At 60.9% G+C, this 24912-nt stretch carries 28 protein-coding genes and 4 tRNA genes; 22 read left to right on the top strand and 10 right to left on the bottom strand.

The window, feature by feature from the left end; all coding sequences use genetic code 11:
* Positions 1-13 precede the first annotated feature (13 nt).
* Entirely contained in the window at positions 14-478 is a 465-nt protein-coding gene (locus AO268_RS00100) for a CreA family protein (protein ID WP_076963576.1), read from the top strand.
* A gap of 189 nt (positions 479-667) precedes the next feature.
* Here AO268_RS00100 and rpsT read toward each other — a convergent pair whose 3' ends face one another.
* On the bottom strand, positions 668-946 hold the full coding sequence (gene rpsT / locus AO268_RS00105) for a 30S ribosomal protein S20 (protein ID WP_003215870.1): 279 nt from the start codon (positions 944-946) through the stop codon (positions 668-670).
* A 253-nt stretch (positions 947-1199) separates the two neighbouring features.
* On the opposite strand from rpsT, the gene murJ reads away from it, so the two are divergent.
* From murJ to ispH, 6 genes are all read left to right on the top strand, one after another.
* Positions 1200-2738 (top strand): murein biosynthesis integral membrane protein MurJ, encoded by a 1539-nt coding sequence (gene murJ / locus AO268_RS00110; RefSeq protein ID WP_099167501.1) that lies wholly within the window; start codon positions 1200-1202, stop codon positions 2736-2738.
* Positions 2739-2856: 118 nt separating this feature from the next.
* The gene (ribF, locus tag AO268_RS00115; RefSeq protein WP_099167504.1) at positions 2857-3795 is read left to right on the top strand and encodes a bifunctional riboflavin kinase/FAD synthetase; all 939 of its coding nucleotides are present in this window, start codon (positions 2857-2859) and stop codon (positions 3793-3795) included.
* A gap of 13 nt (positions 3796-3808) precedes the next feature.
* Positions 3809-6640, top strand: coding sequence for an isoleucine--tRNA ligase (gene ileS / locus AO268_RS00120; RefSeq protein WP_076963579.1), 2832 nt, complete (start codon positions 3809-3811; stop codon positions 6638-6640).
* Positions 6633-7142, top strand: coding sequence for a signal peptidase II (gene lspA / locus AO268_RS00125; RefSeq protein ID WP_099167506.1), 510 nt, complete (start codon positions 6633-6635; stop codon positions 7140-7142). Before ileS ends, lspA begins: the two co-directional genes overlap by 8 nt.
* A 7-nt stretch (positions 7143-7149) precedes the next feature.
* Positions 7150-7587 carry an FKBP-type peptidyl-prolyl cis-trans isomerase gene (fkpB, locus tag AO268_RS00130; RefSeq protein ID WP_169851210.1) on the top strand — a complete coding sequence of 146 codons (438 nt, stop codon included), beginning with the start codon at positions 7150-7152 and terminating at the stop codon, positions 7585-7587.
* 121 nt (positions 7588-7708) lie between these two features.
* Positions 7709-8656: a 4-hydroxy-3-methylbut-2-enyl diphosphate reductase gene (gene ispH, locus AO268_RS00135; protein WP_032861885.1), complete on the top strand. Its 948-nt coding sequence runs from the start codon at positions 7709-7711 to the stop codon at positions 8654-8656.
* Here the strand turns inward: ispH and AO268_RS00140 are convergent.
* Positions 8610-9188 carry a GspH/FimT family pseudopilin gene (locus AO268_RS00140; RefSeq protein ID WP_076963582.1) on the bottom strand — a complete coding sequence of 193 codons (579 nt, stop codon included), beginning with the start codon at positions 9186-9188 and terminating at the stop codon, positions 8610-8612. The two genes, ispH and AO268_RS00140, sit on opposite strands and share 47 nt — an antisense overlap.
* 203 nt (positions 9189-9391) lie before the next feature.
* Between AO268_RS00140 and pilV the strand changes: the two genes are divergently transcribed.
* Genes pilV through thiO form a run of 5 tightly spaced genes read left to right on the top strand, consistent with a single transcriptional unit; the run spans position 9392 to position 12684 of the window.
* A complete protein-coding gene (gene pilV / locus AO268_RS00145) occupies positions 9392-9877 on the top strand; it encodes a type IV pilus modification protein PilV (protein WP_076963583.1) in 486 nt (161 codons plus the stop codon).
* A complete protein-coding gene (locus AO268_RS00150; RefSeq protein ID WP_099167508.1) occupies positions 9874-10581 on the top strand; it encodes a PilW family protein in 708 nt (235 codons plus the stop codon). The genes pilV and AO268_RS00150 overlap by 4 nt, the downstream gene beginning before the upstream one ends.
* Before the next feature lie 34 nt (positions 10582-10615).
* Positions 10616-11113, top strand: coding sequence for a pilus assembly PilX family protein (locus AO268_RS00155; protein WP_083743073.1), 498 nt, complete (start codon positions 10616-10618; stop codon positions 11111-11113).
* Between the two features lie 12 nt (positions 11114-11125).
* Positions 11126-11524: a type IV pilin protein gene (locus tag AO268_RS00160; protein ID WP_076963586.1), complete on the top strand. Its 399-nt coding sequence runs from the start codon at positions 11126-11128 to the stop codon at positions 11522-11524.
* A gap of 59 nt (positions 11525-11583) precedes the next feature.
* On the top strand, positions 11584-12684 hold the full coding sequence (gene thiO / locus AO268_RS00165; protein ID WP_076963587.1) for a glycine oxidase ThiO: 1101 nt from the start codon (positions 11584-11586) through the stop codon (positions 12682-12684).
* Positions 12685-12701: 17 nt separating this feature from the next.
* Here thiO and AO268_RS00170 read toward each other — a convergent pair whose 3' ends face one another.
* Entirely contained in the window at positions 12702-12935 is a 234-nt protein-coding gene (locus AO268_RS00170; RefSeq protein WP_057958399.1) for a PP0621 family protein, read from the bottom strand.
* Positions 12936-13061: 126 nt separating this feature from the next.
* Positions 13062-14087 carry an outer membrane protein assembly factor BamD gene (locus tag AO268_RS00175; protein WP_076963588.1) on the bottom strand — a complete coding sequence of 342 codons (1026 nt, stop codon included), beginning with the start codon at positions 14085-14087 and terminating at the stop codon, positions 13062-13064.
* Between the two features lie 149 nt (positions 14088-14236).
* Here AO268_RS00175 and rluD point away from each other — a divergent pair, with 149 nt between their 5' ends.
* The 7 genes from rluD to AO268_RS00210 all read left to right on the top strand — a co-directional run bounded on the left by rluD (position 14237) and on the right by AO268_RS00210 (position 19357).
* Positions 14237-15199 (top strand): 23S rRNA pseudouridine(1911/1915/1917) synthase RluD, encoded by a 963-nt coding sequence (gene rluD / locus AO268_RS00180; protein WP_029292014.1) that lies wholly within the window; start codon positions 14237-14239, stop codon positions 15197-15199.
* On the top strand, positions 15196-15921 hold the full coding sequence (pgeF, locus tag AO268_RS00185) for a peptidoglycan editing factor PgeF (protein WP_076963589.1): 726 nt from the start codon (positions 15196-15198) through the stop codon (positions 15919-15921). Before rluD ends, pgeF begins: the two co-directional genes overlap by 4 nt.
* Positions 15922-16075: 154 nt before the next feature.
* Positions 16076-18640 carry an ATP-dependent chaperone ClpB gene (gene clpB / locus AO268_RS00190; protein ID WP_099167510.1) on the top strand — a complete coding sequence of 855 codons (2565 nt, stop codon included), beginning with the start codon at positions 16076-16078 and terminating at the stop codon, positions 18638-18640.
* 301 nt (positions 18641-18941) lie between these two features.
* Positions 18942-19017: transfer RNA gene (locus AO268_RS00195), tRNA-Asn, on the top strand.
* A 9-nt stretch (positions 19018-19026) separates the two neighbouring features.
* Positions 19027-19103 (top strand) — tRNA-Pro (locus AO268_RS00200).
* 5 nt (positions 19104-19108) lie between these two features.
* A tRNA-Lys gene (locus tag AO268_RS00205) sits at positions 19109-19184 on the top strand.
* A 96-nt stretch (positions 19185-19280) separates the two neighbouring features.
* Positions 19281-19357 (top strand) — tRNA-Pro (locus AO268_RS00210).
* A gap of 130 nt (positions 19358-19487) precedes the next feature.
* Here AO268_RS00210 and AO268_RS00215 read toward each other — a convergent pair.
* The 3 genes from AO268_RS00215 to AO268_RS00225 are packed head-to-tail and all read right to left on the bottom strand — an operon-like array spanning position 19488 to position 21689.
* Complete coding sequence (locus AO268_RS00215; protein WP_099167512.1) at positions 19488-20786, bottom strand: NAD(P)/FAD-dependent oxidoreductase; 1299 nt, start codon at positions 20784-20786, stop codon at positions 19488-19490.
* A 60-nt stretch (positions 20787-20846) separates the two neighbouring features.
* Positions 20847-21020, bottom strand: a complete 174-nt coding sequence (locus AO268_RS00220) for a DUF3094 family protein (protein ID WP_076963594.1) — start codon at positions 21018-21020, stop codon at positions 20847-20849.
* Between the two features lie 39 nt (positions 21021-21059).
* On the bottom strand, positions 21060-21689 hold the full coding sequence (locus AO268_RS00225) for a DUF1780 domain-containing protein (RefSeq protein ID WP_029292005.1): 630 nt from the start codon (positions 21687-21689) through the stop codon (positions 21060-21062).
* Positions 21690-21790: 101 nt separating this feature from the next.
* Here AO268_RS00225 and AO268_RS00230 point away from each other — a divergent pair, with 101 nt between their 5' ends.
* The 3 genes from AO268_RS00230 (at position 21791) to AO268_RS00240 (ending at position 23223) form a co-directional block, all read left to right on the top strand.
* The gene (locus AO268_RS00230; RefSeq protein WP_076963595.1) at positions 21791-22258 is read left to right on the top strand and encodes an FAD/FMN-containing dehydrogenase; all 468 of its coding nucleotides are present in this window, start codon (positions 21791-21793) and stop codon (positions 22256-22258) included.
* Positions 22255-22944: an energy-coupling factor ABC transporter permease gene (locus tag AO268_RS00235; RefSeq protein ID WP_076963596.1), complete on the top strand. Its 690-nt coding sequence runs from the start codon at positions 22255-22257 to the stop codon at positions 22942-22944. Before AO268_RS00230 ends, AO268_RS00235 begins: the two co-directional genes overlap by 4 nt.
* Positions 22945-23007: 63 nt before the next feature.
* Positions 23008-23223, top strand: a complete 216-nt coding sequence (locus AO268_RS00240; RefSeq protein WP_076963597.1) for a hypothetical protein — start codon at positions 23008-23010, stop codon at positions 23221-23223.
* Here AO268_RS00240 and yacG read toward each other — a convergent pair.
* From yacG to AO268_RS00255, 3 genes are read right to left on the bottom strand one after another with little or no spacing between them, the layout of a single operon-like run.
* Positions 23220-23423, bottom strand: a complete 204-nt coding sequence (gene yacG, locus AO268_RS00245; protein ID WP_032861907.1) for a DNA gyrase inhibitor YacG — start codon at positions 23421-23423, stop codon at positions 23220-23222. The two genes, AO268_RS00240 and yacG, sit on opposite strands and share 4 nt — an antisense overlap.
* Positions 23420-24043 carry a dephospho-CoA kinase gene (coaE, locus tag AO268_RS00250; RefSeq protein WP_099167514.1) on the bottom strand — a complete coding sequence of 208 codons (624 nt, stop codon included), beginning with the start codon at positions 24041-24043 and terminating at the stop codon, positions 23420-23422. Before coaE ends, yacG begins: the two co-directional genes overlap by 4 nt.
* Complete coding sequence (locus tag AO268_RS00255; RefSeq protein WP_099167515.1) at positions 24040-24912, bottom strand: prepilin peptidase; 873 nt, start codon at positions 24910-24912, stop codon at positions 24040-24042. The genes coaE and AO268_RS00255 overlap by 4 nt, the downstream gene beginning before the upstream one ends.

Consider the following 24912-nt stretch of genomic DNA (forward strand, 5'->3'; position numbering starts at 1 on the left):
AGGGATAACTGCGATGGGTGTAATGAAGGGATTGCTCGGCTTGCTGATGGTCATGCCGCTGCTGGCTTCGGCTGAAGAGATTGGCCGGGTGTCGACGGTGTTCAAGTTTGTCGGTCCGAACGATCGAATCGTGGTTGAAGCCTTTGATGATCCCAAGGTGGATGGTGTGACCTGCTACCTGTCGCGGGCCAAGACCGGCGGGGTGAAGGGTGGCCTGGGCTTGGCCGAAGATCGTGCCGAGGCATCGATTGCTTGTCGCCAGGTGGGGCCAATCCACTTCAAGGGTGAGCTCAAGGATGGCGATGAGGTGTTCAAGGAGCGCACCTCGCTGGTATTCAAGACCATGCAGGTGGTGCGTTTCCTCGACAAGAAGCGCAATACCCTGGTGTACCTGGTCTACAGCGACCGTCTGATCGAAGGCAGCCCGCAGAATGCGGTGACGGCGATTCCGATCCTGCCGTGGCCTAGCGCGCAATAAGCCTGGCAACTCTGCTCTGCTTTATGTGGGAGCTGGCTTGCCTGCGATAACGGTTTAACAGTCGACATCAATGTTGAATGTTAATACCCATCGCAGGCAAGCCAGCTCCCACATTTGTTATGGGGTGGGGCATAAATGGCAGGCAATAAAAAACCGACCCTGGGGTCGGTTTTTTAACAAGCTTATCGCTTAGGCTGCAGCAGCAAGGTTCAGAGCCTTGATGTGGCCATTCAGACGACCTTTATGGCGAGCAGCTTTGTTCTTGTGGATGATGCCTTTATCGGCCATACGGTCGATAACTGGCACGGCCAGAACGTAAGCAGCTTGAGCTTTTTCAGCGTCTTTTGCGTCAATGGCCTTAACTACATTCTTGATGTAGGTACGAACCATGGAACGCAGGCTGGCGTTGTGGCTGCGACGCTTCTCAGCCTGTTTTGCACGTTTTTTGGCGGAAGGTGTGTTGGCCACCGTCGAGCTCCTCGAAAGACTTTTTAGGAAATAGCAAACAAAATAGGCCGCGAATCATGCCGATGAGTTGAAGTCTTGTCAAGGGCGGCTGATGCGAACTGCTGAGTGGTCGATCTGAAGAGGCGGGTGATTTATTTCCGGCGCTTGACCTGTAAACTCGCGAGCTTTGGCTCTGTGCTGTTGCAGGCGCGCAGTATCGCATAAGTGGGCGCTTTGTACGCCTGCTCTTTATCTATAGGCAAAAACTCTTTCAATGAATCTGCTCAAGTCGTTGGCCGCCGTCAGCTCTATCACCATGATTTCCCGGGTTCTGGGGTTTGTGCGGGACACCCTTATTGCGCGTATCTTTGGCGCGAGCATGGCCACGGATGCCTTCTTTATCGCGTTCAAGCTGCCCAACCTGCTGCGGCGGATCTTCGCCGAGGGCGCGTTTTCCCAGGCCTTTGTGCCGATCCTGGCCGAGTACAAGACCCAGCAGGGCGAAGAGGCCACCCGTACCTTTGTCGCCTATGTCTCGGGCCTGCTGACCCTGGTGCTGATGCTGGTGACCATCGCCGGCATGCTCGCCGCGCCCTGGATTATCTGGGCCACAGCCCCCGGTTTTGCCAACACACCGGAAAAGTTCGCCCTGACTAGCGATCTATTGCGGGTGACCTTTCCTTATATATTGCTGATTTCCCTGTCTTCCCTGGCGGGCGCGATCCTCAATACCTGGAACCGCTTCTCGGTGCCGGCGTTTGTGCCGACCCTGCTTAACGTCAGCATGATCATCTTTGCCCTGTTCCTCACGCCGTACTTCGACCCGCCGGTGATGGCGCTCGGCTGGGCGGTGCTGGCCGGTGGCCTGGCGCAACTGTTGTATCAGCTGCCACACCTGAAGAAGATCGGCATGCTTGTGCTGCCACGCCTGAACCTCAAGGACACGGGCGTGTGGCGGGTGATGAAAAACATGCTGCCGGCGATTCTCGGGGTGTCGGTCAGCCAGATCTCCCTGATCATCAATACCGCGTTTGCTTCGCTGCTGGTCTCCGGCTCCGTGTCGTGGATGTATTACGCCGACCGCCTGATGGAATTGCCTTCCGGCGTGCTGGGCGTGGCGCTGGGCACCATTTTGCTGCCGACCCTGGCACGGACCTATGCCAGCCAGGATCGCCAGGAATACTCGCGCATTCTCGACTGGGGCCTGCGCCTGTGCTTTGTGCTGGTGCTGCCCTGTTCCCTGGCCTTGGGGATCCTGGCCGAGCCGCTGACTGTTTCACTGTTCCAGTACGGGCAGTTCAGCGCCTTTGACGCCTTGATGACCCAGCACGCCCTGATCGCCTACTCGGTGGGGTTGCTGGGGATTATCGTGATCAAGGTCCTGGCGCCGGGCTTTTACGCCCAGCAAAACATCCGTACCCCGGTGAAAATCGCCATTTTCACCTTGGTGGTCACTCAGTTGTTCAACCTGGTCTTCATCGGGCCGCTGGCGCACGCGGGCCTGGCCCTGGCCATCAGTGCCGGGGCGTGTATCAATGCCGGCCTGCTGTTTTATCAACTGCGCAAACAGAAAATGTACCAGCCGCAGCCGGGCTGGGGCCTGTTCGCCCTCAAGTTGCTGGTGGCGGTGGCGGTGATGTCGGCGGTATTGCTGGGGTTGATGCACTGGATGCCGGCGTGGGGCGAGGGGCAGATGCTTGAACGATTCCTGCGCCTGGGCCTGTTGGTCGTGGCCGGTGTGATCGCTTACTTTGGCATGTTGCTGCTGTTGGGTTTCCGCCTGCGGGATTTCAATCGCAAGGCGCTCAATTGATCGCAATCAACAATAAGCCGGCTGTTTTTTCGATTCGCATCATTTGGCCTGTGCTGTTGCCTGTCGTCCGGGGCCGGGTGTGGTTATAATCGACCACTTTATGAGCAAGAAGCGCGTTATGCAGCTGGTTCGAGGTCTTCACAACCTGCGCCCCGAGCATCGGGGGTGCGTCGCCACTATTGGCAACTTTGACGGTGTTCACCGTGGCCACCAGGCTATCCTGGCGCGGCTGCGCGAGCGTGCCGTCGAGTTGGGCGTGCCCAGCTGCGTGGTGATTTTCGAGCCGCAGCCCCGTGAGTTCTTCACCCCCGAGACGGCCCCGGCCCGTTTGGCCCGCCTGCGGGACAAACTGCAGTTGCTGGCCGAAGAAGGTGTGGACCGGGTGCTGTGCCTGGCCTTCAACCAGCGTTTGCGCAGCCTCAGCGCCACTGAGTTCGTCGACCGTATCCTCGTCGACGGCCTGGGCGTGCAGCATCTGGAGGTCGGCGACGACTTCCGCTTTGGTTGCGACCGGGTAGGGGATTTCGATTTCCTGCAACAGGCCGGCGTCACCCAGGGGTTTACCGTCGAAGCCGCGCAAACCGTCGAACTGGACGGCCTGCGCGTGAGCAGCACCCAGGTGCGAAATGCCCTGGCGGCTGCCGACTTCGGCTTGGCCGAGCGTTTGCTCGGCCGCCCGTTCCGGATTGCCGGGCGGGTCCTGCACGGCCAGAAGCTGGCGCGCCAACTGGGCACGCCAACCGCCAACGTGCAACTCAAGCGCCGTCGTGTGCCACTGACCGGGGTGTACCTGGTCAGTGTCGAGATCGACGGCCAACCGTGGCCCGGAGTCGCCAACATAGGCGTCAGGCCAACGGTTGCAGGTGATGGCAAGGCCCACCTGGAAGTTCACCTTTTGGATTTTGCCGGGGATTTGTATGACCGGCGTTTGACGGTGGTTTTCCACCAAAAGCTGCGTGAAGAGCAGCGATTCGCCTCCCTGGAGGCGCTGAAAACGGCGATCAATGCGGATGTCGCCGCCGCCCGTGCACTAGCCGCACCTAGCGCCCATCGCTAATGAAGAGCCTTAAATGACCGACTATAAAGCCACGCTAAACCTTCCGGACACCGCCTTCCCAATGAAGGCCGGCCTGCCACAGCGCGAACCGCAGATCCTGCAGCGCTGGGACAGTATTGGCCTGTACGGAAAGTTGCGCGAGATTGGCAAGGATCGTCCGAAGTTCGTCCTGCACGACGGCCCTCCTTATGCCAACGGCACGATTCACATCGGTCATGCGCTGAACAAGATTCTCAAGGACATGATCATCCGCTCGAAAACCCTGGCGGGCTTCGACGCGCCTTATGTCCCGGGTTGGGACTGCCACGGCCTGCCGATCGAGCACAAGGTCGAAGTGACCCACGGCAAGAACCTGGGCGCCGACAAGACCCGCGAGCTGTGCCGTGCCTACGCCTCCGAGCAGATCGAAGGGCAGAAGTCCGAATTCATCCGCCTGGGTGTCTTGGGCGACTGGGCCAACCCGTACAAGACCATGAACTTCAAGAACGAGGCCGGGGAAATCCGTGCCTTGGCCGAAATCGTCAAGGGCGGCTTCGTGTTCAAGGGGCTCAAGCCTGTGAACTGGTGCTTTGACTGCGGTTCGGCCCTGGCCGAAGCGGAAGTCGAGTACGAAGACAAGAAGTCCTCGACCATCGACGTCGCGTTCCCGATCGCCGACGACGCCAAGCTGGCCGAGGCCTTTGGCCTGGCGAGCCTGGCCAAGCCCGCCGCCATCGTGATCTGGACCACTACCCCGTGGACCATCCCCGCCAACCAGGCGCTGAACGTGCACCCGGAATTCACCTACGCCCTGGTGGACATCGGTGATCGCCTGCTGGTGCTGGCTGAGGAAATGGTCGAGGCCTGCCTGGCCCGTTATGAGCTGCAAGGTTCGGTGATCGCCACCACCACCGGCTCGGCGCTGGAACTGATCAACTTCCGTCATCCGTTCTACGACCGCCTGTCGCCGGTGTACCTGGCGGACTATGTCGAGCTGGGTTCGGGCACCGGCGTGGTTCACTCCGCACCGGCCTACGGCGTGGACGACTTCGTGACCTGCAAAGCCTATGGCATGGTCAACGATGACATCCTCAACCCGGTGCAGAGCAATGGCGTGTACGCGCCGTCGCTGGAGTTCTTCGGCGGCCAGTTCATCTTCAAGGCCAACCAGCCGATCATCGACAAACTGTCGGAAGTCGGGGCGCTGCTGCACACCGAAACCATCAAGCACAGCTACATGCACTGCTGGCGCCACAAGACTCCGCTGATCTACCGCGCCACCGCGCAGTGGTTTATCGGCATGGACAAAGAGCCTGTCGCGGGCGAAACCCTGCGCAAGCGTGCCATCAAGGCCATCGAAGACACCGGCTTCATCCCGGCCTGGGGCCAGGCGCGCCTGCACTCGATGATCGCCAACCGTCCGGACTGGTGCATCTCCCGCCAGCGCAACTGGGGCGTGCCGATCCCGTTTTTCCTGAACAAGGAAAGCGGCGAGCTGCACCCGCGTACCGTCGAACTGATGGAAGTGGTGGCCCAGCGCGTGGAACAGGAAGGCATCGAAGCCTGGTTCAAGCTGGACGCTGCCGAGTTGCTCGGTGATGAAGCGCCGCTGTACGACAAGATCAGCGACACCCTCGATGTGTGGTTCGACTCGGGCACCACCCACTGGCACGTGCTGCGCGGTTCGCACCCGATGGGTCACGAGACCGGCCCGCGCGCCGACCTGTACCTGGAAGGTTCGGACCAGCACCGTGGCTGGTTCCACTCGTCGCTGCTGACCGGTTGCGCCATCGACGACCATGCTCCGTACCGTGAGCTGCTGACCCACGGCTTCACCGTCGACGAGAACGGTCGCAAGATGTCCAAGTCCCTGGGCAACGTGATCGCGCCGCAAAAGGTCAACGACACCCTGGGCGCCGATATCATGCGCCTGTGGGTGGCTTCGACCGACTACTCGGGCGAGATGGCCGTTTCGGAGCAGATCCTGCAGCGAAGCGCCGATGCCTACCGTCGTATCCGTAATACCGCACGCTTCATGCTGTCGAACCTGACCGGCTTCAACCCGGCCACCGACATCCTGCCGGCCGAGGAAATGCTCGCCCTGGACCGTTGGGCCGTGGACCGTACCCTGTTGCTGCAGCGCGAGTTGCAGGAACACTACGGCGAATACCGTTTCTGGAACGTCTACTCGAAGATCCACAACTTCTGCGTGCAGGAGCTGGGTGGTTTCTACCTCGACATCATCAAGGACCGCCAGTACACCACTGGCGCCGACAGCAAGGCCCGCCGTTCGGCGCAGACCGCGCTGTACCACATCACCGAAGCGCTGGTGCGCTGGATCGCGCCGATCCTGGCCTTCACCGCCGACGAGCTGTGGGAATACCTGCCGGGCGAGCGTAACGAGTCCGTGATGCTCAACACCTGGTACGAAGGCCTGACCGAATTGCCGGCCGATTTCGAGCTGGGCCGCGAGTACTGGGAAGGCGTGATGGCCGTCAAGGTTGCGGTGAACAAGGAACTGGAAGTCCAGCGTGCGGCCAAGGCCGTCGGTGGCAACCTGCAGGCCGAAGTCACCCTGTTTGCCGAGGAAGGCCTGAGCGCCGACCTGGGCAAGCTGAGCAACGAACTGCGCTTTGTGCTGATCACCTCGACAGCCAGCCTGGCACCCTTCGCCCAGGCCCCGGCTGACGCGGTCGCGACCGAAGTGCCGGGCCTCAAGCTCAAGGTGGTCAAGTCGGCCTTCGCCAAGTGCGCCCGTTGCTGGCATTGCCGTGAAGACGTTGGCGTGAACCCCGAGCATCCAGAAATCTGCGGTCGTTGCGTCGACAACATCAGCGGTGCCGGCGAGGTTCGCCACTATGCCTAAAACCAGCCGTTTCGGACGTCTGGGTTGGCTCGTATTGAGCTTGCTGGTCCTGGTCATCGACCAGGTCAGCAAGGCTCACTTCGAGGGCGCCCTGGAAATGTTCCAGCAGATCGTGGTGATTCCTGACTACTTCAGCTGGACCCTGGCCTATAACACCGGCGCCGCCTTCAGCTTCCTGGCTGACAGCGGCGGCTGGCAGCGCTGGCTGTTCGCCCTGATCGCCGTGGTGGTCAGTGCGGTGCTGGTGGTCTGGCTCAAGCGCCTGGGGCGCAATGACACTTGGCTGGCTATCGCCCTGGCCCTGGTGCTGGGCGGCGCGCTGGGTAACCTGTATGACCGCATTGCCCTGGGCCATGTGATCGACTTTATTCTGGTGCATTGGCAGAACCGCTGGTACTTCCCGGCGTTCAATTTTGCCGACAGCGCCATCTGCGTTGGTGCAATCATGCTGGCGCTGGATATGTTCAAGGGCAACAAGCCCGGAGAAGCCGTAAATGACTGAACAAGTATTGGCCGAACAACGTATTGGCCAGAACACGGAAGTCACCTTGCATTTTGCATTGCGCCTGGAGAATGGCGACACGGTCGACAGCACGTTCGACAAGGCCCCGGCGACCTTCAAGGTCGGCGACGGTAACCTGCTGCCGGGGTTTGAGGCCGCCTTGTTCGGCTTCAAGGCCGGCGACAAGCGCAACTTGCAGATCCCGCCGGAAAACGCCTTTGGCCAGCCCAACCCGCAAAACGTACAGATCATCCCGCGTTCGCAGTTCCAGGACATGGAACTGTCGGAAGGCTTGCTGGTGATCTTCAACGATGCGGCGAATACCGAACTGCCTGGCGTGGTCAAAACCTTCGATGACACTCAGGTGACCATCGACTTCAACCACCCGTTGGCCGGTAAGACCTTGACCTTTGATGTTGAAATCATCGACGTTAAAGCGCTCTAACTGACGAAACCGGTTCCTGTAGGAGCCGGCTTGGCTGCGGTAGCATCGCCTTGGAGCAACGGGTACACCGAGGCGGTGTTATCGCAGGCAAGCCAGCTCCCACAAAGACACGAGGCACAGCATGCAAATCAAACTCGCCAACCCCCGTGGCTTCTGCGCCGGCGTGGACAGGGCGATCGAAATCGTCAATCGCGCCCTGGAAGTCTTCGGGCCGCCGATCTACGTGCGCCATGAAGTGGTCCACAACAAGTTCGTGGTCGAAGACCTGCGGGCCCGTGGCGCTATTTTTGTCGAAGAACTGGATCAGGTGCCGGATGACGTCATCGTCATCTTCAGCGCCCATGGCGTTTCCCAGGCCGTGCGCACCGAGGCGGCAGGCCGTGGCCTGAAAGTATTCGATGCGACCTGCCCGCTGGTGACCAAGGTGCATATCGAAGTGGCGCGCTACAGCCGCGACGGCCGCGAGTGCATCCTGATCGGCCACGCCGGTCACCCCGAAGTCGAGGGCACCATGGGTCAGTACGACGCCAGCAATGGCGGCGCGATCTACCTGGTGGAAGATGAAAAAGACGTCGCCGAGTTGCAAGTGCATAACCCTGAAAAGTTGGCATTCGTGACCCAGACCACTTTGTCGATGGATGACACCAGTCGCGTCATCGACGCCCTGCGTACCCGTTTTCCCGCCATTGGTGGGCCGCGCAAGGACGACATCTGCTACGCCACGCAAAACCGCCAGGATGCCGTCAAGCAACTGGCCGACGAGTGCGATGTGGTGCTGGTAGTGGGTAGCCCCAACAGCTCCAACTCCAATCGTCTGCGCGAACTGGCCGAACGCATGGCCACCCCGGCGTACCTGATCGACGGCGCCGAAGACTTGCAGCGCAGTTGGTTCGACGGTGTCGAGCGCATCGGCATCACGGCGGGTGCCTCGGCGCCGGAAGTCCTGGTGCGTGGGGTGATCCAGCAATTGCAGGCGTGGGGCGCGACAGGCGCCGACGAGTTGGCGGGGCGTGAAGAAAACATCACTTTCTCCATGCCCAAGGAGTTGCGGGTTCGCTCGCTGCTCTGAGTCCCAGTTCGTCGTACCCGCGGCACAAGGCCTGCTCGGCCTTGTCGCTGCGCAGGCTGATCCGACCGGTGGGCGCCAGCACCACTTGATGCAGGCTCAGCGGCTGGTCCGTTGAGCACACATGCACGGTGCCGGCGCGAAACCCTCCCGCAGACAGCAGGGGTTCGCCCAGCCCACTGAAGCGAATCTGCGTGCGCACCGGAGTATTGCCCACGATGGGAACCCGCCCATTGTCCTGGCGCTCCAGCAGTACCGGGTTGTCGTCGTCCAGATGGCCGCGCCCATTCATGTCTACCACCACCCTCCAGCCTCGGCTCCAGTCATCCTCCAGGGCATGGATGATCACCGTTCGATTGCGCGCAATGGCCTGGGTGCGGGCGTAGCGCAGGCCGGACGCCAATGTCTGCGCCGCGTTCAGTCGCATGTGGGAGTCCAGCAGGTTCTTGAAGCCGGGCACCGCCAATTGCGCCAGGATGCCGCTGACGAGCAAGCCGAGCAGCAATTCGATCAATGTGAAACCGTGTTGTTTCATACCTTGTCCCTCCGTGGACAGTTCATTCGACTGTGGCAGTACTAGTTATAGCGGCGGTCTACGCCCGTGCAGTGATGGCCTTCCTGTCCAAAGTATTTCCCTTTATTCCGAGGGGCAGCGAGGCTGCGGGAGCGGCGCTAGTCTTGGGTAACGCACGGCTCTCTCGGCCGTTTTGATGACCCTGGACAAGGATGACGATGGTTATGCGAGCTTGCTCGGCAACGTCTTGTACACCCCCTCCAACTGACCGGCAGGTTGGCATGAGCCTGGTCGAAGTGCTGGTCTCGCTGTTGATTCTCGGGGTTGGCCTGTTGGGGGCCGGGCTGATCCAGTTGAATGCGCTCAAGTACACCGACAGTGCCAGGATGATCAGCCAGGCGAGCTTCATCGCCTACGACATGCTCGACCGGATCCGCGCCAACTTCGGTGCCGACTACGCCTGGCAGAGCGGCGATGTGGCGCCCGCCACCAGTATGGCCGCGAGTGTCCGGGACCTGGATCTGCTCGACTTCGAGGCCAATATCAGCCAACTGGCCGGCGATACCGCCAAAGGTTCGATTGCGCTCGACCAGCGCGAGGTAACCATCAGCATCAGCTGGGATGATTCGCGTGTAGCCAATGCTGGCAATACCCGTGAAACATTCACCCTGACCAGTCGCGTCGCCGTTGACCCGAGGCCGGCACGATGAGGCGCTCCTGTGCGGGGTTTGGTCTGGTCGAAGCCTTGCTGGCGGCGACCTTGGGGTTGATCGTGGTCCTGGCGGCGGTCCAGGTGATGCTGGCCGCCCGCAGCACCGCTGCCAGCCAGCACGCGTCGGCGTTATTGCAGGACGATGGGCGCTTTGTCCTGGGCAAGATGATTCAGGAGATTCGCCTGGCGGGGATGTTTGGTTGCCTGTCCCTGCCTTTGATTGCCCAGGCGCCTGCTGACTTTTCCAGGCCGGTCAGGGTGGTGGTCAATGGTGCCTCGACCAGCCTGACGTTGGTCACCGGTGATGTCGGTGAGCAGGGCAGTCGTCCAGACTGGACTGTGCTCAGTAACTGTGTCGACAGCGCCCAGGCCTATTCGGGGGTGCCGCCCAGGCCAGGGCCCGGGCAGATCGCTTTTCCCGTGCGCAAACTGACCTACACCTTTGAGTCAGGGCAGGTGAAGCTCAGCACGCCGGCAATGCCGGCCAAGGCGGTGCTGGTGGATAACGTGGGGACGTTCGAGTTGAGCTTCGGGATGGCCGGCCGGCCTGGGTCCAGTGTTGTGACCCGGTATGACAGTCATCCCGGCGATGAGTCGCTGATCCGCAGTGTGCGTGTGGCGTTGACACTTCGCGACCCGGCGGGGCGTGTGCGGGATCAGGTCTACAGCGCCGTCGCCGCCGTGCGTAATCGTCTTGAGTAGCGAGTGCCGGATGCCGGCCCCCAGGCAGCGCGGCATGGTGCTGTTGATCAGCCTGGTAGTGCTGCTGTTGTTGACGGTTCTCGGGCTGTCATCGATGCAGGGTGCGACGTCGCAGGAACAGCTCGCCGGCAGCCTCTGGCATCGCAACCAATCGTTTCAGGCTGCCGAAAGCGGGCTCAGGCGTGGTGAGTCGGCTGTACAGGTGCATGGGTTTGGTTTGCCGTCCTGTCAGTCATGGGTTACCTGCGCACCGCCAAACGAGGCGTATGTCATCAGCCGACCGGGTGTCGATCCGGTCTCGGCTGTCACTTGGGTCGGCATGCAGGCGGGCTTCTACGGCATTCAAAACCTGGGAGTCGGTAGCGGGTTGGCCCATTTGCCGCCCGACACCCCGGCGACCTTGTATCGGGTCACAGCAGTGGGGATCAGCGGCCAGTCGCGCACCGTTCTGGAGAGCGTCTATGCGCGGGTAGCCCCGGATGCTGAGGCCGATGAGCGATTTCGACGAATCCTGTGGCGACAACTTCAGTAGGTGGGCATCACGATGAGTGGCAACAGCAAAGGGTTCACCCTGATCGAGTTACTGATCGCGCTGGCGATCATTGGCACCTTGGCCGCAGTGATTTATCCGGGGTACACCGCCCATGTGAAAAAGGCTTACCGCACAGAAATCGTCGGGCTGCTCATGGAGCAAGCCCAGCACCTGGAGCGCTATTACGTGAGAAACGGCACTTTTATTGATGCGGGCGGCATCAGCAGCGGCAATGATCGCTATAGAATCACGGTGACGCTGAACCCGCAGGATTTCACCCTGACCGCGACGCCTTTTGCCGCTGCGATGTTGGGCGATCCTTGTGGTGAGTTCAGTTTGACCAGCACTGGCGCACGGGCCAATCCCGGCGCAGCACCCGGCATCACACGTCAGGAGTGCTGGGGGCGATGAGGCGGGTGGGCGACGGGGTGCCTGGGGCACTCCTTTCTTTTTATGGGCTGGATCGAACAATGACCAAGCAACAGCAAGTCGTGGTTGTGGGTGGTGGTGTTATCGGGCTGTTGACGGCATTCAACCTGGCAACCCAGGGGCAGGCAGTGGTCGTGCTTGACCGTTCGTCGGTCGGTCAGGAGTCTTCCTGGGCCGGTGGTGGGATCGTGTCGCCGCTATACCCATGGCGCTACAGCCCAGCTGTCACGGCATTGGCCCATTGGTCCCAGGATTTTTACCCGCAACTGGCCCAGCGCCTGTTTGCCGCCACTGGCGTGGACCCGGAGGTGCATACCACCGGCCTCTATTGGCTGGACCTCGACGACGAGGCCGATGCCCTGGCCTGGGCTGCTCGGGAGGAGCGGCCATTGAGCAAGGTGGATGTCTCGGCCGCCCGTGACGCGGTTCCGGTATTGGGGCCGGGGTTTGCACAGGCCATTTATATGGCGGACGTGGCCAATGTGCGCAATCCGCGCCTGGTCAAATCCCTCAAGGCGGCGTTGTTGGCGTTACCTGGCGTGACCCTGCATGAGCATTGCGCAGTAGAGGGGTTTATCCAGGAGGGCGGCAGCATTGTCGGGGTCAATACCGCGCAGGGTGAGGTGCGGGGTGATGAGGTGGTGCTCGCGGCCGGTGCCTGGAGTGGCGAGTTGCTCGCCAGCCTGGGGCTGACGCTGCCGGTGGAGCCGGTCAAGGGCCAGATGATTTTGTACAAGTGCGCCTCGGACTTTCTGTCCTGCATGGTTCTGGCGAAGGGGCGCTATGCGATCCCGCGCCGGGACGGGCATATCCTGATTGGCAGCACGCTGGAGCATGAAGGCTTCGACAAGACCCCGACCGAGTCGGCCCTGGACAGCCTCAAGGCCTCGGCTGTGGAGCTGATTCCGGCCCTGGCGGATGCCGAGGTGGTGGGGCATTGGGCCGGTTTGCGGCCTGGTTCGCCGGAGGGCATCCCCTATATCGGCAAGGTGCCAGAGTTTGAGGGGCTGTGGCTCAACTGCGGGCATTACCGTAATGGTCTGGTATTGGCGCCGGCGTCGTGTCAGTTATTTGCTGACCTACTGCTGGGGCATGAGCCGGTGATTGACCCGGCGCCCTATGCGCCCGCTGGTCGGATATAGACCCGGCTCCTGAGTACTCAGCGCTCGATAGACTTCGGCCCCTGCTCCAGATGCGCCTGGGTGCAGTACCACTCCTGGCGCTGGCTCAATGCCCGGTCCTGAGGCAGATGCACGCCGCAGTGCGCACAGCGAACCATGGGCGCAGCGCCTTGTTCGCCGGGCTGTTGCTGCGTCGAAGCGGGGCGCTTGAACTTGCGCCAGAACCATACCGCAGCAGCAATCAGGGCAATCCAGAACAGTAAACGAACCATGGCAGGCAGCTTCTCGACAGGGAATCCGGCAGTTTAGCCAAAGGTATTGCCGGCGCACAGGGTAATAAAGTCGCGCCATAAAAAAAGGAGCCCGGGGGGCTCCTTCTTGCGCTACCAGAGGGGGCTTCAGTCAAAGACACCGAACGTCATGTAGCTGAACCACGAGCGATCCTGGTTGTTGCCCAGGGCTTCGGGGGCTTCTTCCTCGATCACGTCGCCGTTCTCGTTATGCGGCTTGAGCTCGGACGGAATGGCGTCCTTGGCGTCCTGGTACTGCTTGAGGATGTCCTGGTTGGCGCGGGTTTCGCCCGGTGGCAACGGTGGACGGGACTCGATCAGGCCCAGGGTGTACTTGCTCAACCACGAGCGGTTGTCCGCTTCGGCAACCTGCGGCACAAACTGGCCGTCTTGCAGGCTCGGGTGGTCCGGGTAGTTGAGTTTCAGGGTTTCCAGGCTGGTAGCCGCCAGGGTATCGAGGTGCAGGCGCTGGTAAGCCTCGGTCATCACGGCCAGGCCATCACCCACGGAAGGGGTTTCCTGGAAGTTTTCCACTACATAGCGGCCACGGTTGGCGGCGGCGACATAGGCCTGGCGCGTCAGGTAGTAGTGGGCCACGTGGATTTCGTAGGAAGCCAGCAGGTTGCGCAGGTAGATCATGCGCTGCTTGGCGTCCGGCGCGTAGCGGCTGTTGGGGAAGCGGCTGGTCAGTTGGGCGAACTCGTTATAGGAGTCGCGCGCGGCACCTGGGTCACGCTTGGTCATGTCCAGCGGCAGGAAGCGCGCCAGCAGGCCAACGTCCTGGTCAAACGAGGTCAGGCCCTTGAGGTAGTAGGCGTAGTCTACGTTCGGGTGCTGCGGGTGCAGGCGGATAAAACGCTCGGCAGCGGATTTTGCAGCTTCCGGCTCGGCGTTCTTGTAGTTCGCATAGATCAGTTCGAGCTGGGCCTGGTCGGCATAGCGGCCAAACGGATAGCGCGACTCCAGGGCCTTGAGCTTGGCCGTGGCACTTGTGTAGCTATTGTTGTCCAGGTCGGCCTGAGCCTGCTGGTACAGCTCGACTTCACTGAGGTTTTCGTCGACGACGTCCTTTGTTGACGAGCAAGCAGCAGTCATGGCGAGGATGGCGATCAGCAGCAGGTGTTTCACTTGCATGGCGGCTTGCGTCCCTATGACGGCCGCTGTCTTGGGCGGGGCCGTCCTGTTATGATGAGCGCCCCGATGAAAGCCTCGGGGCAAAAGACGCCGTATTTAACCACAAGCGCGCAGCCGAAACCAAAGGCTGTGCCACGCCTAGTCTGAGCATGTCCGATAAAATTGAACTTCGCGCAGAGGTGCCGTCCGAATTGGGCGGCCAACGCCTCGATCAAGTCGCCGCACAACTATTCGCTGAGCACTCGCGCTCGCGCCTTTCCGCCTGGATCAAAGACGGCCGCCTGACTGTGGATGGAGCGGTTATCCGCCCGCGAGACATAGTGCATGGCGGTTCGGTTCTTGAGCTGACTGCCGAGCAGGAAGCCCAGGGAGAATGGATCGCCCAGGACATCGAACTGGATATCGTCTATGAAGACGACGACATCCTGGTGATCAACAAACCCGCAGGCCTGGTGGTTCACCCGGCGGCCGGGCACGCTGATGGCACCTTGCTCAATGCCTTGTTGCACCATGTGCCGGACATCATCAATGTCCCGCGCTGCGGCATTGTCCACCGCCTGGACAAGGACACCACCGGCCTGATGGTGGTGGCCAAGACCATCCAGGCGCAGACGCAGTTGGTCACACAATTGCAGAGCCGTAGTGTCAGCCGTATCTATGAGTGCATCGTGATTGGTGTGGTTGTAGCCGGTGGCAAAATCAATGCGCCTATCGGTCGCCACGGCCAGCAGCGCCAGCGCATGGCGGTGATGGAGGGCGGCAAGCAGGCCGTCAGCCACTATCGCGTGCTGGAGCGTTTCCGTTCCCACACCCATGTGCGGGTCAAGCTGGAAACCGGCCGTACCCACCAGATCCGGGTGCATATGGCGCATATCAACTTCCCGTTGGTCGGCGATCCGGCCTACGGTGGCCGCTTCCGTATTCCGCCGGCCGCCAGTGTGACCATGGTCGAATCGTTGAAATCGTTCCCGCGCCAGGCGCTGCATGCACGCTTCCTGGAGCTGGATCATCCGACGAGCGGTGAGCGGATGAGTTGGGAATCGCCACTGCCCGACGATTTTGTCTGGCTGCTGTCGCTGCTCAAGCAAGACCGCGAGGCCTTTGTCGGATGAATGGCTGGCTGATTCCTGACTGGCCTGCGCCGGCCGGGGTCAAAGCCTGCGTCACCACCCGTGCGGGCGGTGTCAGCCTGGCGCCGTTCGACAGCCTCAACTTAGGCGATCATGTCGAGGACAGCCCTGAGGCTGTACTGGAAAACCGTCGTCGCCTCACTGCCGCATTCGCTATCCAGCCGGCCTGGCTGCGCCAGGTCCATGGTGTGGTCGTGGTTGAGGCCGATCCGGGACAGATTGCCGAGGCGGATGGCAGTTGGACCGATACGCCCGGCATCGCCTGCACGGCGATGACCGCCGATTGCCTGCCGGCCTTGTTTTGCAACAAAGCCGGGACCCGGGTTGCCGCCGCCCATGCCGGCTGGCGTGGCCTGGCGGCGGGCGTGCTGGAAGCCGCCGCCGACAGCCTGGATGTTGCACCTGCCGACATACTGGTCTGGTTAGGTCCGGCGATCGGCCCAAAGGCCTTTGAAGTCGGTCCCGAAGTGCGTGAAGCCTTCATGCAGCAACTTGCGCAAACGGCCGAAGCCTTTGTGCCGAGCCACAACCCGGGCAAGTTCCTGGCCGACATCTACCAGTTGGCGCGCCTGCGCCTGGCTGCGCGGGGTATCACTGCCGTCTACGGTGGCGGTTTGTGCACCGTAACCGACCCACGCTTCTTTTCTTACCGGCGCAGCCCGCGCACCGGTCGATTTGCCTCCCTTATCTGGCTCGAACGCTAGACTCTGCTGATCCATATCAAGCATGGCCGGCTTGAATCTTCCAGAATCCACCCCATCTATAAGGGTATCTGGCAGGTTTCTTCATTCAGGATGCGTTAATCGCGAGCAAGCTCGCTCGTACCTAGCTCCGGCCTGCTCAAAAGGAAGGTGACTAATGCGTATTGATCGTTTAACCAGCAAATTACAATTGGCCTTATCGGATTCCCAATCCCTGGCGGTTGGCCTCGACCATCCGGCCATCGAGCCCGCGCACTTGATGCAGGCACTCCTCGAACAGCAGGGTGGTTCGATCAAGCCCCTGTTGATGCAGGTGGGCTTCGACGTCAACAGCCTGCGCAAGGAGTTGAGCAAAGAGCTCGACCAACTGCCGAAAATCCAGAATCCGACGGGCGACGTGAATATGTCCCAGGATTTGGCGCGCCTGCTCAACCAGGCCGATCGCCTGGCCCAGCAAAAGGGTGACCAGTTCATCTCCAGCGAACTGGTGCTGCTCGCCGCCATGGATGACAACAGCAAGCTCGGCAAGTTGTTGCTGGGCCAGGGTGTGAGCAAAAAGGCCCTGGAAAATGCCATCAACAACCTGCGCGGCGGCGAGGCGGTGAATGACCCCAACCATGAGGAGTCGCGCCAGGCCCTGGACAAATACACCGTTGACCTGACCAAGCGCGCCGAAGACGGCAAGTTGGACCCGGTGATCGGGCGTGACGATGAAATTCGTCGCACCATCCAGGTCCTGCAGCGTCGCACCAAGAACAACCCGGTGCTGATCGGTGAGCCTGGGGTGGGTAAAACCGCCATCGCCGAAGGCCTGGCCCAGCGCATCATTAATGGTGAAGTGCCGGACGGCCTCAAGGGCAAGCGCTTGCTGTCCCTGGACATGGGGGCGTTGATCGCCGGTGCCAAGTTCCGTGGCGAGTTTGAAGAGCGCCTCAAATCCCTGCTCAACGAGCTGTCGAAGCAGGAAGGGCAGATCATTCTGTTTATCGACGAACTGCACACCATGGTCGGCGCCGGTAAAGGCGAAGGTTCGATGGACGCCGGCAATATGCTCAAGCCGGCACTGGCCCGGGGTGAGTTGCATTGCGTCGGGGCCACCACGCTCAACGAGTACCGCCAGTACATTGAAAAGGACGCGGCCCTTGAGCGGCGCTTCCAGAAAGTCCTGGTGGAAGAGCCGAGCGAAGAAGACACCATTGCGATCCTGCGTGGCTTGAAAGAGCGCTATGAAGTCCACCACCGCGTGGCGATCACTGACGGCGCGATCATTGCGGCGGCCAAATTGAGCCATCGCTATATCACTGATCGTCAGTTGCCGGACAAGGCCATCGACCTGATCGACGAAGCGGCCAGCCGGATCCGCATGGAGATCGACTCCAAGCCTGAAGTGCTGGACCGTCTGGAGCGGCGCCTGATTCAACTGAAAGTCGAATCCCAGGCGCTGAAAAAAGAAGACGATGACGCGGCGAAGAAACGCCTGGAAAAACTCCAGGAAGAAATCCTGCGCCTGGAACGTGAGTATTCGGACCTGGAAGAAATCTGGACCTCGGAAAAAGCCGAAGTGCAGGGTTCCGCACAGATCCAGCAAAAGATCGAGCAGTCGCGCCAGGAACTGGAAGCTGCCCGGCGTAAAGGCGACCTGAACCGCATGGCCGAGTTACAGTACGGGGTGATCCCGGACCTGGAGCGCAGCCTGCAAATGGTTGACCAGCATGGCCACAGTGAAAACCAGTTGCTGCGCAGCAAGGTGACCGAGGAAGAAATTGCCGAGGTGGTGTCCAAGTGGACCGGTATTCCGGTGTCGAAGATGCTGGAGGGCGAGCGTGACAAACTGTTGCGTACGGAAAGCCTGTTGCACCAGCGCGTGATTGGTCAGGAAGAGGCCGTGGTGGCCGTGTCCAACGCGGTACGGCGTTCCCGGGCCGGGTTGTCCGACCCGAACCGCCCGAGCGGCTCGTTCATGTTCCTCGGCCCGACCGGTGTGGGTAAGACCGAGCTGTGCAAGGCCCTGGCCGAGTTCCTCTTTGATACTGAAGAGGCGATGGTGCGTATTGATATGTCCGAGTTCATGGAGAAACACTCCGTGGCGCGGTTGATCGGGGCGCCACCAGGCTACGTGGGCTACGAGGAAGGCGGCTACCTGACCGAAGCGGTACGGCGCAAGCCTTACTCGGTGATCCTCCTGGACGAGGTCGAGAAGGCCCACCCGGATGTGTTCAACGTGTTGCTGCAAGTGCTGGAAGATGGCCGGCTGACGGACAGCCACGGACGTACCGTGGACTTCCGTAATACGGTGATCGTGATGACCTCCAACCTGGGTTCGGTACAGATCCAGGAGATGGTCGGGGATCGTGAGGGCCAGCGTGCTGCAGTCATGGATGCGCTGACCAGCCACTTCCGCCCGGAATTTATCAACCGGGTCGATGAAGTGGTGATCTTCGAGCCTTTGGCGCGGGATCAGATCGCTGGCATCACCGAGATCCAGCTGGGCCGCCTGCGCAGCCGTCTGGCAGAGCGCGAGCTGATGCTGGAGCTGAGCAGCGAGGCCTTGGACAAGCTGATCGCCGTCGGCTACGACCCGGTGTATGGCGCACGGCCTTTGAAACGGGCGATCCAGCGCTGGATCGAGAACCCGCTGGCGCAACTGATCCTGTCGGGCAGCTTTGTGCCGGGGACCAGCGTCAAGGCCACGGTAGAAAACGACGAAATCGTCTTCCACTAAGCCCGGATTGGGTGGTTATAAGCAGAGGCCCCGCATTGCGGGGCCTTTTTTTTCGATAGGGCGTTGAACTGTAAGGCAAAGGCTTGTAAAGTGCGCCCCGCAGCAACGTCAGCCCACGGGTTTCTTCTCCCCAAGGAGAAATCAGAAAGAAGCGCAAATCATTGTCTTAAAAGCAATTTAAAGGGTTGACAGGGGTTTTTAAGATTGTAGAATAGCGCGCCTCAGAGACGCGAACGTAGCGATACGGACGGGCCGAAGAGAAGGTAGCAAGCAACACCGTAGTACATTTGAAATATGTAGTTCCGTGATAGCTCAGTCGGTAGAGCAAATGACTGTTAATCATTGGGTCCCAGGTTCGAGTCCTGGTCACGGAGCCAATTTCAAACCGGGGTATAGCGCAGTCCGGTAGCGCGCCTGCTTTGGGAGCAGGATGTCAGGAGTTCGAATCCCCTTACCCCGACCATATTTGGGTCGTTAGCTCAGTTGGTAGAGCAGTTGGCTTTTAACCAATTGGTCGTAGGTTCGAATCCCACACGACCCACCATTTTTGAGACCAGTTAACGCTGGAATCGAATCTTAAGATCAGAGGCCAAAAGTCCTGATCGAAGAAGGCGACTTGAAAAGGTCGCCTTTTTTTTACCGGGGTATAGCGCAGTCCGGTAGCGCGCCTGCTTTGGGAGCAGGATGTCAGGAGTTCGAATCCCCTTACCCCGACCATATTAAAAATCCTCGTATCGAAAGATACGGGGATTTTTTTTGCCTGTGCAAAAGCTGAAGTTACCTCGATCAAATGTGGGAAGAGGCAAGCCCCCTCCCACATTGAGCAGCCCCACCCGGGACCGTATTGTCAGTGGAGCTTGAGCCGCGGCTCGGTGCCCCGGCCGATCTTGCTGCCCAGCATCAACATCATCGTGCGGAAGAACCCGTACAACGCCATCTGGTGCATGCGGTACAGCGACACATAAAACATCCGCGCCAGCCAGCCTTCGAGCATCACACTGCCGGTCAGGTTGCCCATCAAGTTACCCACAGCCGAAAAACGCGACAGCGAGATCAGGGAGCCATAGTCGGTGTACTTGTAGCTGGGCAGTGCCTTGCCTTCGATGCGCAATTTCAGGGACTTGGCCAGCAGCGACGCCTGCTGGTGCGCTGCTTGCGCCCGTGGTGGAACGTTGCGGTCGGTGCCTGGCTGCGGGCAGGCGGCGCAGTCACCGAAGGCGAAGATATTCTCGTCACGGGTGGTCTGCAGGGTTGGCAGCACCTGCAGTTGGTTGATGCGGTTGGTCTCCAGGCCGTCGATATCCTTGAGAAAGCCCGGTGCGCGAATCCCCGCAGCCCACACCTTGAGGCTGGCGGGAATCACCTGGCCACTGCTGGTAATCAGGCTCTCGGCGGTGACTTCGCTCACGGCCGAGTTGGTCATGACTGTCACCCCGAGCTTTTCCAGGGTTTTATGCACAGGCCCGCTGATCCGCTCTGGCAGGGCCGGCAAGACCCGGGGCCCGGCTTCGATCAGGGTGATGTGCATGTTTTCCGGCTTGATCCGGTCCAGGCCATAGGCCGCCAGTTCGTGGGCGGCATTGTGCAGTTCGGCGGCCAGTTCGACTCCGGTGGCGCCGGCGCCAACGATTGCCACGCTGATCTGTTCCACCACATCGGTTTGCCCGGCGTGGGCGCGCAGGTAGTGGTTGAGCAATTGCTGGTGGAAACGTTCGGCCTGCTTGCGGGTATCGAGGAACAGGCAGTGCTGTGCCGCGCCTTCGGTGCCGAAGTCGTTGGTGGTGCTGCCGACGGCAATCACCAGGGTGTCATAGCTCAGCACGCGCGCGGGCACCAGCTCGCGGCCTTCTTCATCAAGGGTCGCGGCCAGCTGGATCTTCTTCTGTTCACGATCAAGCCCGCTCATGCGCCCCAGTTGGAACTCGAAGTGGTTCCATTTGGCCTGGGCAACATAATTGAGTTCGTCTTCAGAGGAGTTCAGCGAACCGGCGGCCACCTCATGCAACAGGGGCTTCCAGATGTGGGTCAGGTTGGTGTCTACCAGCGTGACACTGGCACTGCCGCGCTTGCCCAGGGTCTTACCCAGACGGGTAGCCAACTCCAGGCCGCCGGCGCCGCCGCCGACGATAATAATACGATGGGTCATGGGGGTATCTCGCAAGGCTAAAAGAAATCGGTGCGGTTACCCGAGCGAGCGCCAGGCAGCTCATAGCGTCAGGTAACTCAAAAGGCGGCTCAGAAAGCCCAGGGCAATCACCACAACCAGTACCACCCCAAGGAGCAGCCACGGCCGGAAAGGCTTGCGCTCAACCTGGTGCTGGGACAGTTGCAGGTACTCTTCGACATGTTGTTGGTCGTCAGGGTTCAGGCGGCTGGTCATAAAGGCCTCGTCAGGTAGACGTTGCTGAGGGGGATCACGTTACAGGCTGATACCCACGTCGAACACTATGCTGCGCCCCAGGTTGTTGCGCAAGAAATCCGGTGCGTCCGGGTGGGCGAATAACACCCGCGCAAAGGTCGGGCCGACCAATGACAGCGAGCGCCAGCCCTGGCGCAGGTATTCGGTGGGCGGTGGGAAATGGCTGTTGAGGTCCAGCACTTCACGCTTGAGGCTGGCAAAGGCGATGATATCCAGCTCCCCCAGGTCCATGCCGCGCTCTTTGTAGTTATGGGCCTTCTTGCGCAAGGTCGGCGCCAGGCGCAGGAGAAACTCATGGGCGGGAATGCGCCTGGGCTTGGCCTCGCGCCGTACCAGTTGGCTCAGGGAAAAAGCACTGCGCCGGCGCAGCAGTTCGTCGCGCCATTCGTCATTCAGGCGGCGGCCTTCGTCGAGGACAAAAAACACCTCGAAACTGGCATCGCGAAACAGCACGTCCGGCGGTTCTTGACCGGCGGCATGAAACTCTTCGGCACGGTAGGGCACATTCAGGCCTTGCAGCAGGCGCTGGCAGACCCAACGCTCACGCTCCCATTTGCGGGCATTGGACAGGAACGCGTTGGCTTGTTCGGCCGCTATGGTGAGCAGGCGCAAATAATCTGAGTCATCCATGCTTGCAGCTTAGCGTTCAAATGATGACCGCAGGAAGTCCCGTGTGAAAAGGCTCGGTGTAGACTGGCGCTTCAGTTGACGGTTTACACAAGGAGTTCGCGGTGAAGTTTTGGGTTGCGGTGTTGCTGAGCTTTTTGCCCCTTTGGGCCCAAGCGGTTGAGCTGGGGGAGCGGCTGACGCCCTGGACCCTGCTCGACCAGTTCGACCAGGCCTATACCCTGGATAACCAGGCGCAGGTCTTGCTGGTAGCGCGCAGCATGGACGCCGCCAAGCAGGTGGATGCGGCCTTGCAGGGCCAGCCCAAGGGGTATCTGGAGGCACGCCATGTGGTGTTTGTCGCCGATATCCAGCGCATGCCAAGGCTGATTGCCAAGCTCTTCGCCGTCCCGGCGATGCAGGCCTATAACTACCGGGTGATGCTCGACCGTGATGCGCGGATCGCTGTGCGTTATCCGGCGCCTGTGGATAAAGTGCTGTGGTTGCAGTTGGAGGACGGCAAGCTGGTCGCGCGCCATGAGTACGCCTCTGCCGCCGAACTGCGCCAGGCCCTGGAGCAGGTACAGCCGTGATCAGTGCCGCCATGCTGGCGCCGCAAACCCTGTGGCTGGGCTGGCTGCTGTATGCACCGGTGATTGTCTGGGCGATCCTGCGCTCGTCCTGGGTCGAGCTGTTTGCCGACCGGCGGCGCCAGCATCTGTTGTTTGGCACGGTGTTCGCGCTGTTTATGTTGTGGCTGGTGCGCCGGGACTTCGATAGCGGGGTGTCCTACCACTTTATCGGCATGACCGCCGTGACCCTGCTACTCGACTGGCCCCTGGCAATTGTCGGTGGGCTGGCGGCGCAATTGGGCCTGGTGCTGCTCGGGCGCCAGGACTTGGCGGCGGTCGGGGTCAATGGCGCGCTGCTGGTCCTGCTGCCGGTACTGGTGACCGAGACGTGCGCGCTGCTGGTGGAGCGGGCGCAGCCGCGCAATCCCTTTGTGTATATCTTCTGTTCCGGTTTTTTTGCCGCCGCCTTGTCGGCGTTGCTGTGCCTGTTGGCCGGCCTGGGCCTGCTGTGGCTGGACGGCCGCTTCGCCATGCCCGAGTGGATCGAGGATTTTATCGGTTACCTGTGGCTGATCATCTTTCCCGAAGCCTTTATCAACGGCATGGTGATCAGTGCCTTGGTGGTGTTTTGCCCGGAGTGGCTGGAGACGTTCAACCGGACGCGCTACCTCTCGGCGCCCTGGAAGGATGACAATTCACGCCCTTGATCCAAATCAAAGGCGGGACGCAAAAGTGGTCGCATGCTCTGCGAAACTTCCAGGAGCACGATCATGAGTGTGTACGAGTGGGCACGGCAGGAGTTGCGCAGAAGCCAGGATGCGGCACAGGAAATCGGTTTTGACCCGGGCTTGAGCCTGCGCGCCTTGCTCAGTGCGGTGGTGCAGCAGAGCAAGGGCGTACGCAGTGCCGAAGACCTGGCCGACGAGTTGCTGTTTCTTGCAGAAAACCTCGACGACCAGCAGGACTACGGCTTTATGCGACCTTAGTGGGCCCGCGGTGGCAGGTCTTCGGAGAACAGTTCGTCTTCAGCGTCCGGGCTGACCGGAATCTTGTGTTCCTCCGCGGCCCAGGCGCCCAGATCGATCAGTTTGCAGCGATCCGAGCAGAATGGCCGGTTGAGGTTGGTCGCTTTCCATTCCACGGGTGCGCCGCAGGTTGGGCATTCGACGGTCAAGGGTTGGCTCATGTTCGGCCTCCACGCAAAGTAAGGTAAAAGTGGTGCAGTCGCTCGACCTCGGCCTGTAGCCAGGCCAGGTCCTGGTCATTGACCAGTACATCGTCGGCATGGCGCAAGCGCTCTTCCCGGGAGGCCTGGGCCTTGAGAATCGCCTGCACCTGTTCTTCGCTGATGCCATCGCGCAGCAGGGTACGCTGAATCTGTGTTGCTTGCGGCACATCGATCACCAGGATGCGCTGGGTCATGGCGGACTGGCCCGACTCAATCAACAACGGCGATACCAGGATCGCATAGGGCGAGCGGGCGCGGGCCAAGTGGTTGCGGATCTCGTCGGCAATCAGCGGGTGCAGCAGGGCCTCCAGCCACCGGCGTTCTTGCGGTGCCTGGAAAATGCGCTGGCGCAAGGCCGCGCGATCCAACTGGCCATCGGGCCGCAGGATCGCGCCGCCGAAGTGCTCGGCAATCTTGGCCAGCGCCGGGCGGCCGGGCTCCACCACCCAACGTGAGGCGTGGTCGGCGTCGATCAGGTCCACGCCAAGGTCGATAAAGTGCTGGGCCGCAGCGCTTTTGCCGCTGCCGATGCCGCCCGTCAGGCCAAGAATCCAGGGTGTTGCGACAGAAGTGGTCATCTGAAACCGACAGACTGCAAATAGAAGTCGGTTATTTGACCACCCCAGAGCAATGCAATCCAGCCGGCAATTGCCAGATAGGGACCAAAAGGCAGGGGCGTCGACGTCTGCGCATGACGCAGGCGCAACACAATCACCCCGGCTATCGCGCCTACCAGCGAGGCCAGCAGCAGCGTCAGTGGCAGGATCTGCCAGCCACCCCAGGCGCCGAGCATGGCCAAGAGCTTGAAGTCGCCATAGCCCATGCCGTCCTTGCCTGTGCATAACTTGAACAGCCAGAACACCGACCACAGGCTCAGGTAACCAACGACCGCGCCCAGCAGAGCATCGGGCAAGGTTACGTACAGTTCAAAATAATTGAGGATCAGCCCCAGCCACAGCAGTGGTAGCACCAGCACATCCGGCAGCAGTTGGTGATCGGCGTCGATCAGGCTCATGGCCAGCAGGCCCCAGCTCAAGAACAGCACCCCGGCGGCCGGCCAGCCGAAGCCGTAGTGCCAGGCAATAAAGGCCGAGAGCAGCCCGCAGGCCAGTTCGACAAGCGGGTAGCGTGGGCTGATGGAGCCGTGGCACCGTGCGCAGCGCCCCCTGAGCAGCAGGTAGCTGAGCACCGGGATATTTTCCCAGGGGCGAATCGGCTGCGAGCAGTGTGGGCAGCAGGAGTTGGGGTGCAGCAGGTTATAGGTCGGGCCGCTGGGTTCGGGGGGCAGGCCGAGTATTTCATGGGCCTGGGCGCGCCAGTCCCGTTCGAGCATGGTTGGCAGGCGCCACACCAGCACGTTGAGGAAGCTGCCGACGATCAGCCCCAGTACCAGGGAAGCCCAGACGAACAGCCAGGGATGAAGGATCAGGAGTTGGCCAAGGGTCAT

Source organism: Pseudomonas sp. ICMP 8385 (genome assembly GCF_002699915.1).
Taxonomy (GTDB): Bacteria; Pseudomonadota; Gammaproteobacteria; order Pseudomonadales; family Pseudomonadaceae; genus Aquipseudomonas; species Aquipseudomonas gessardii.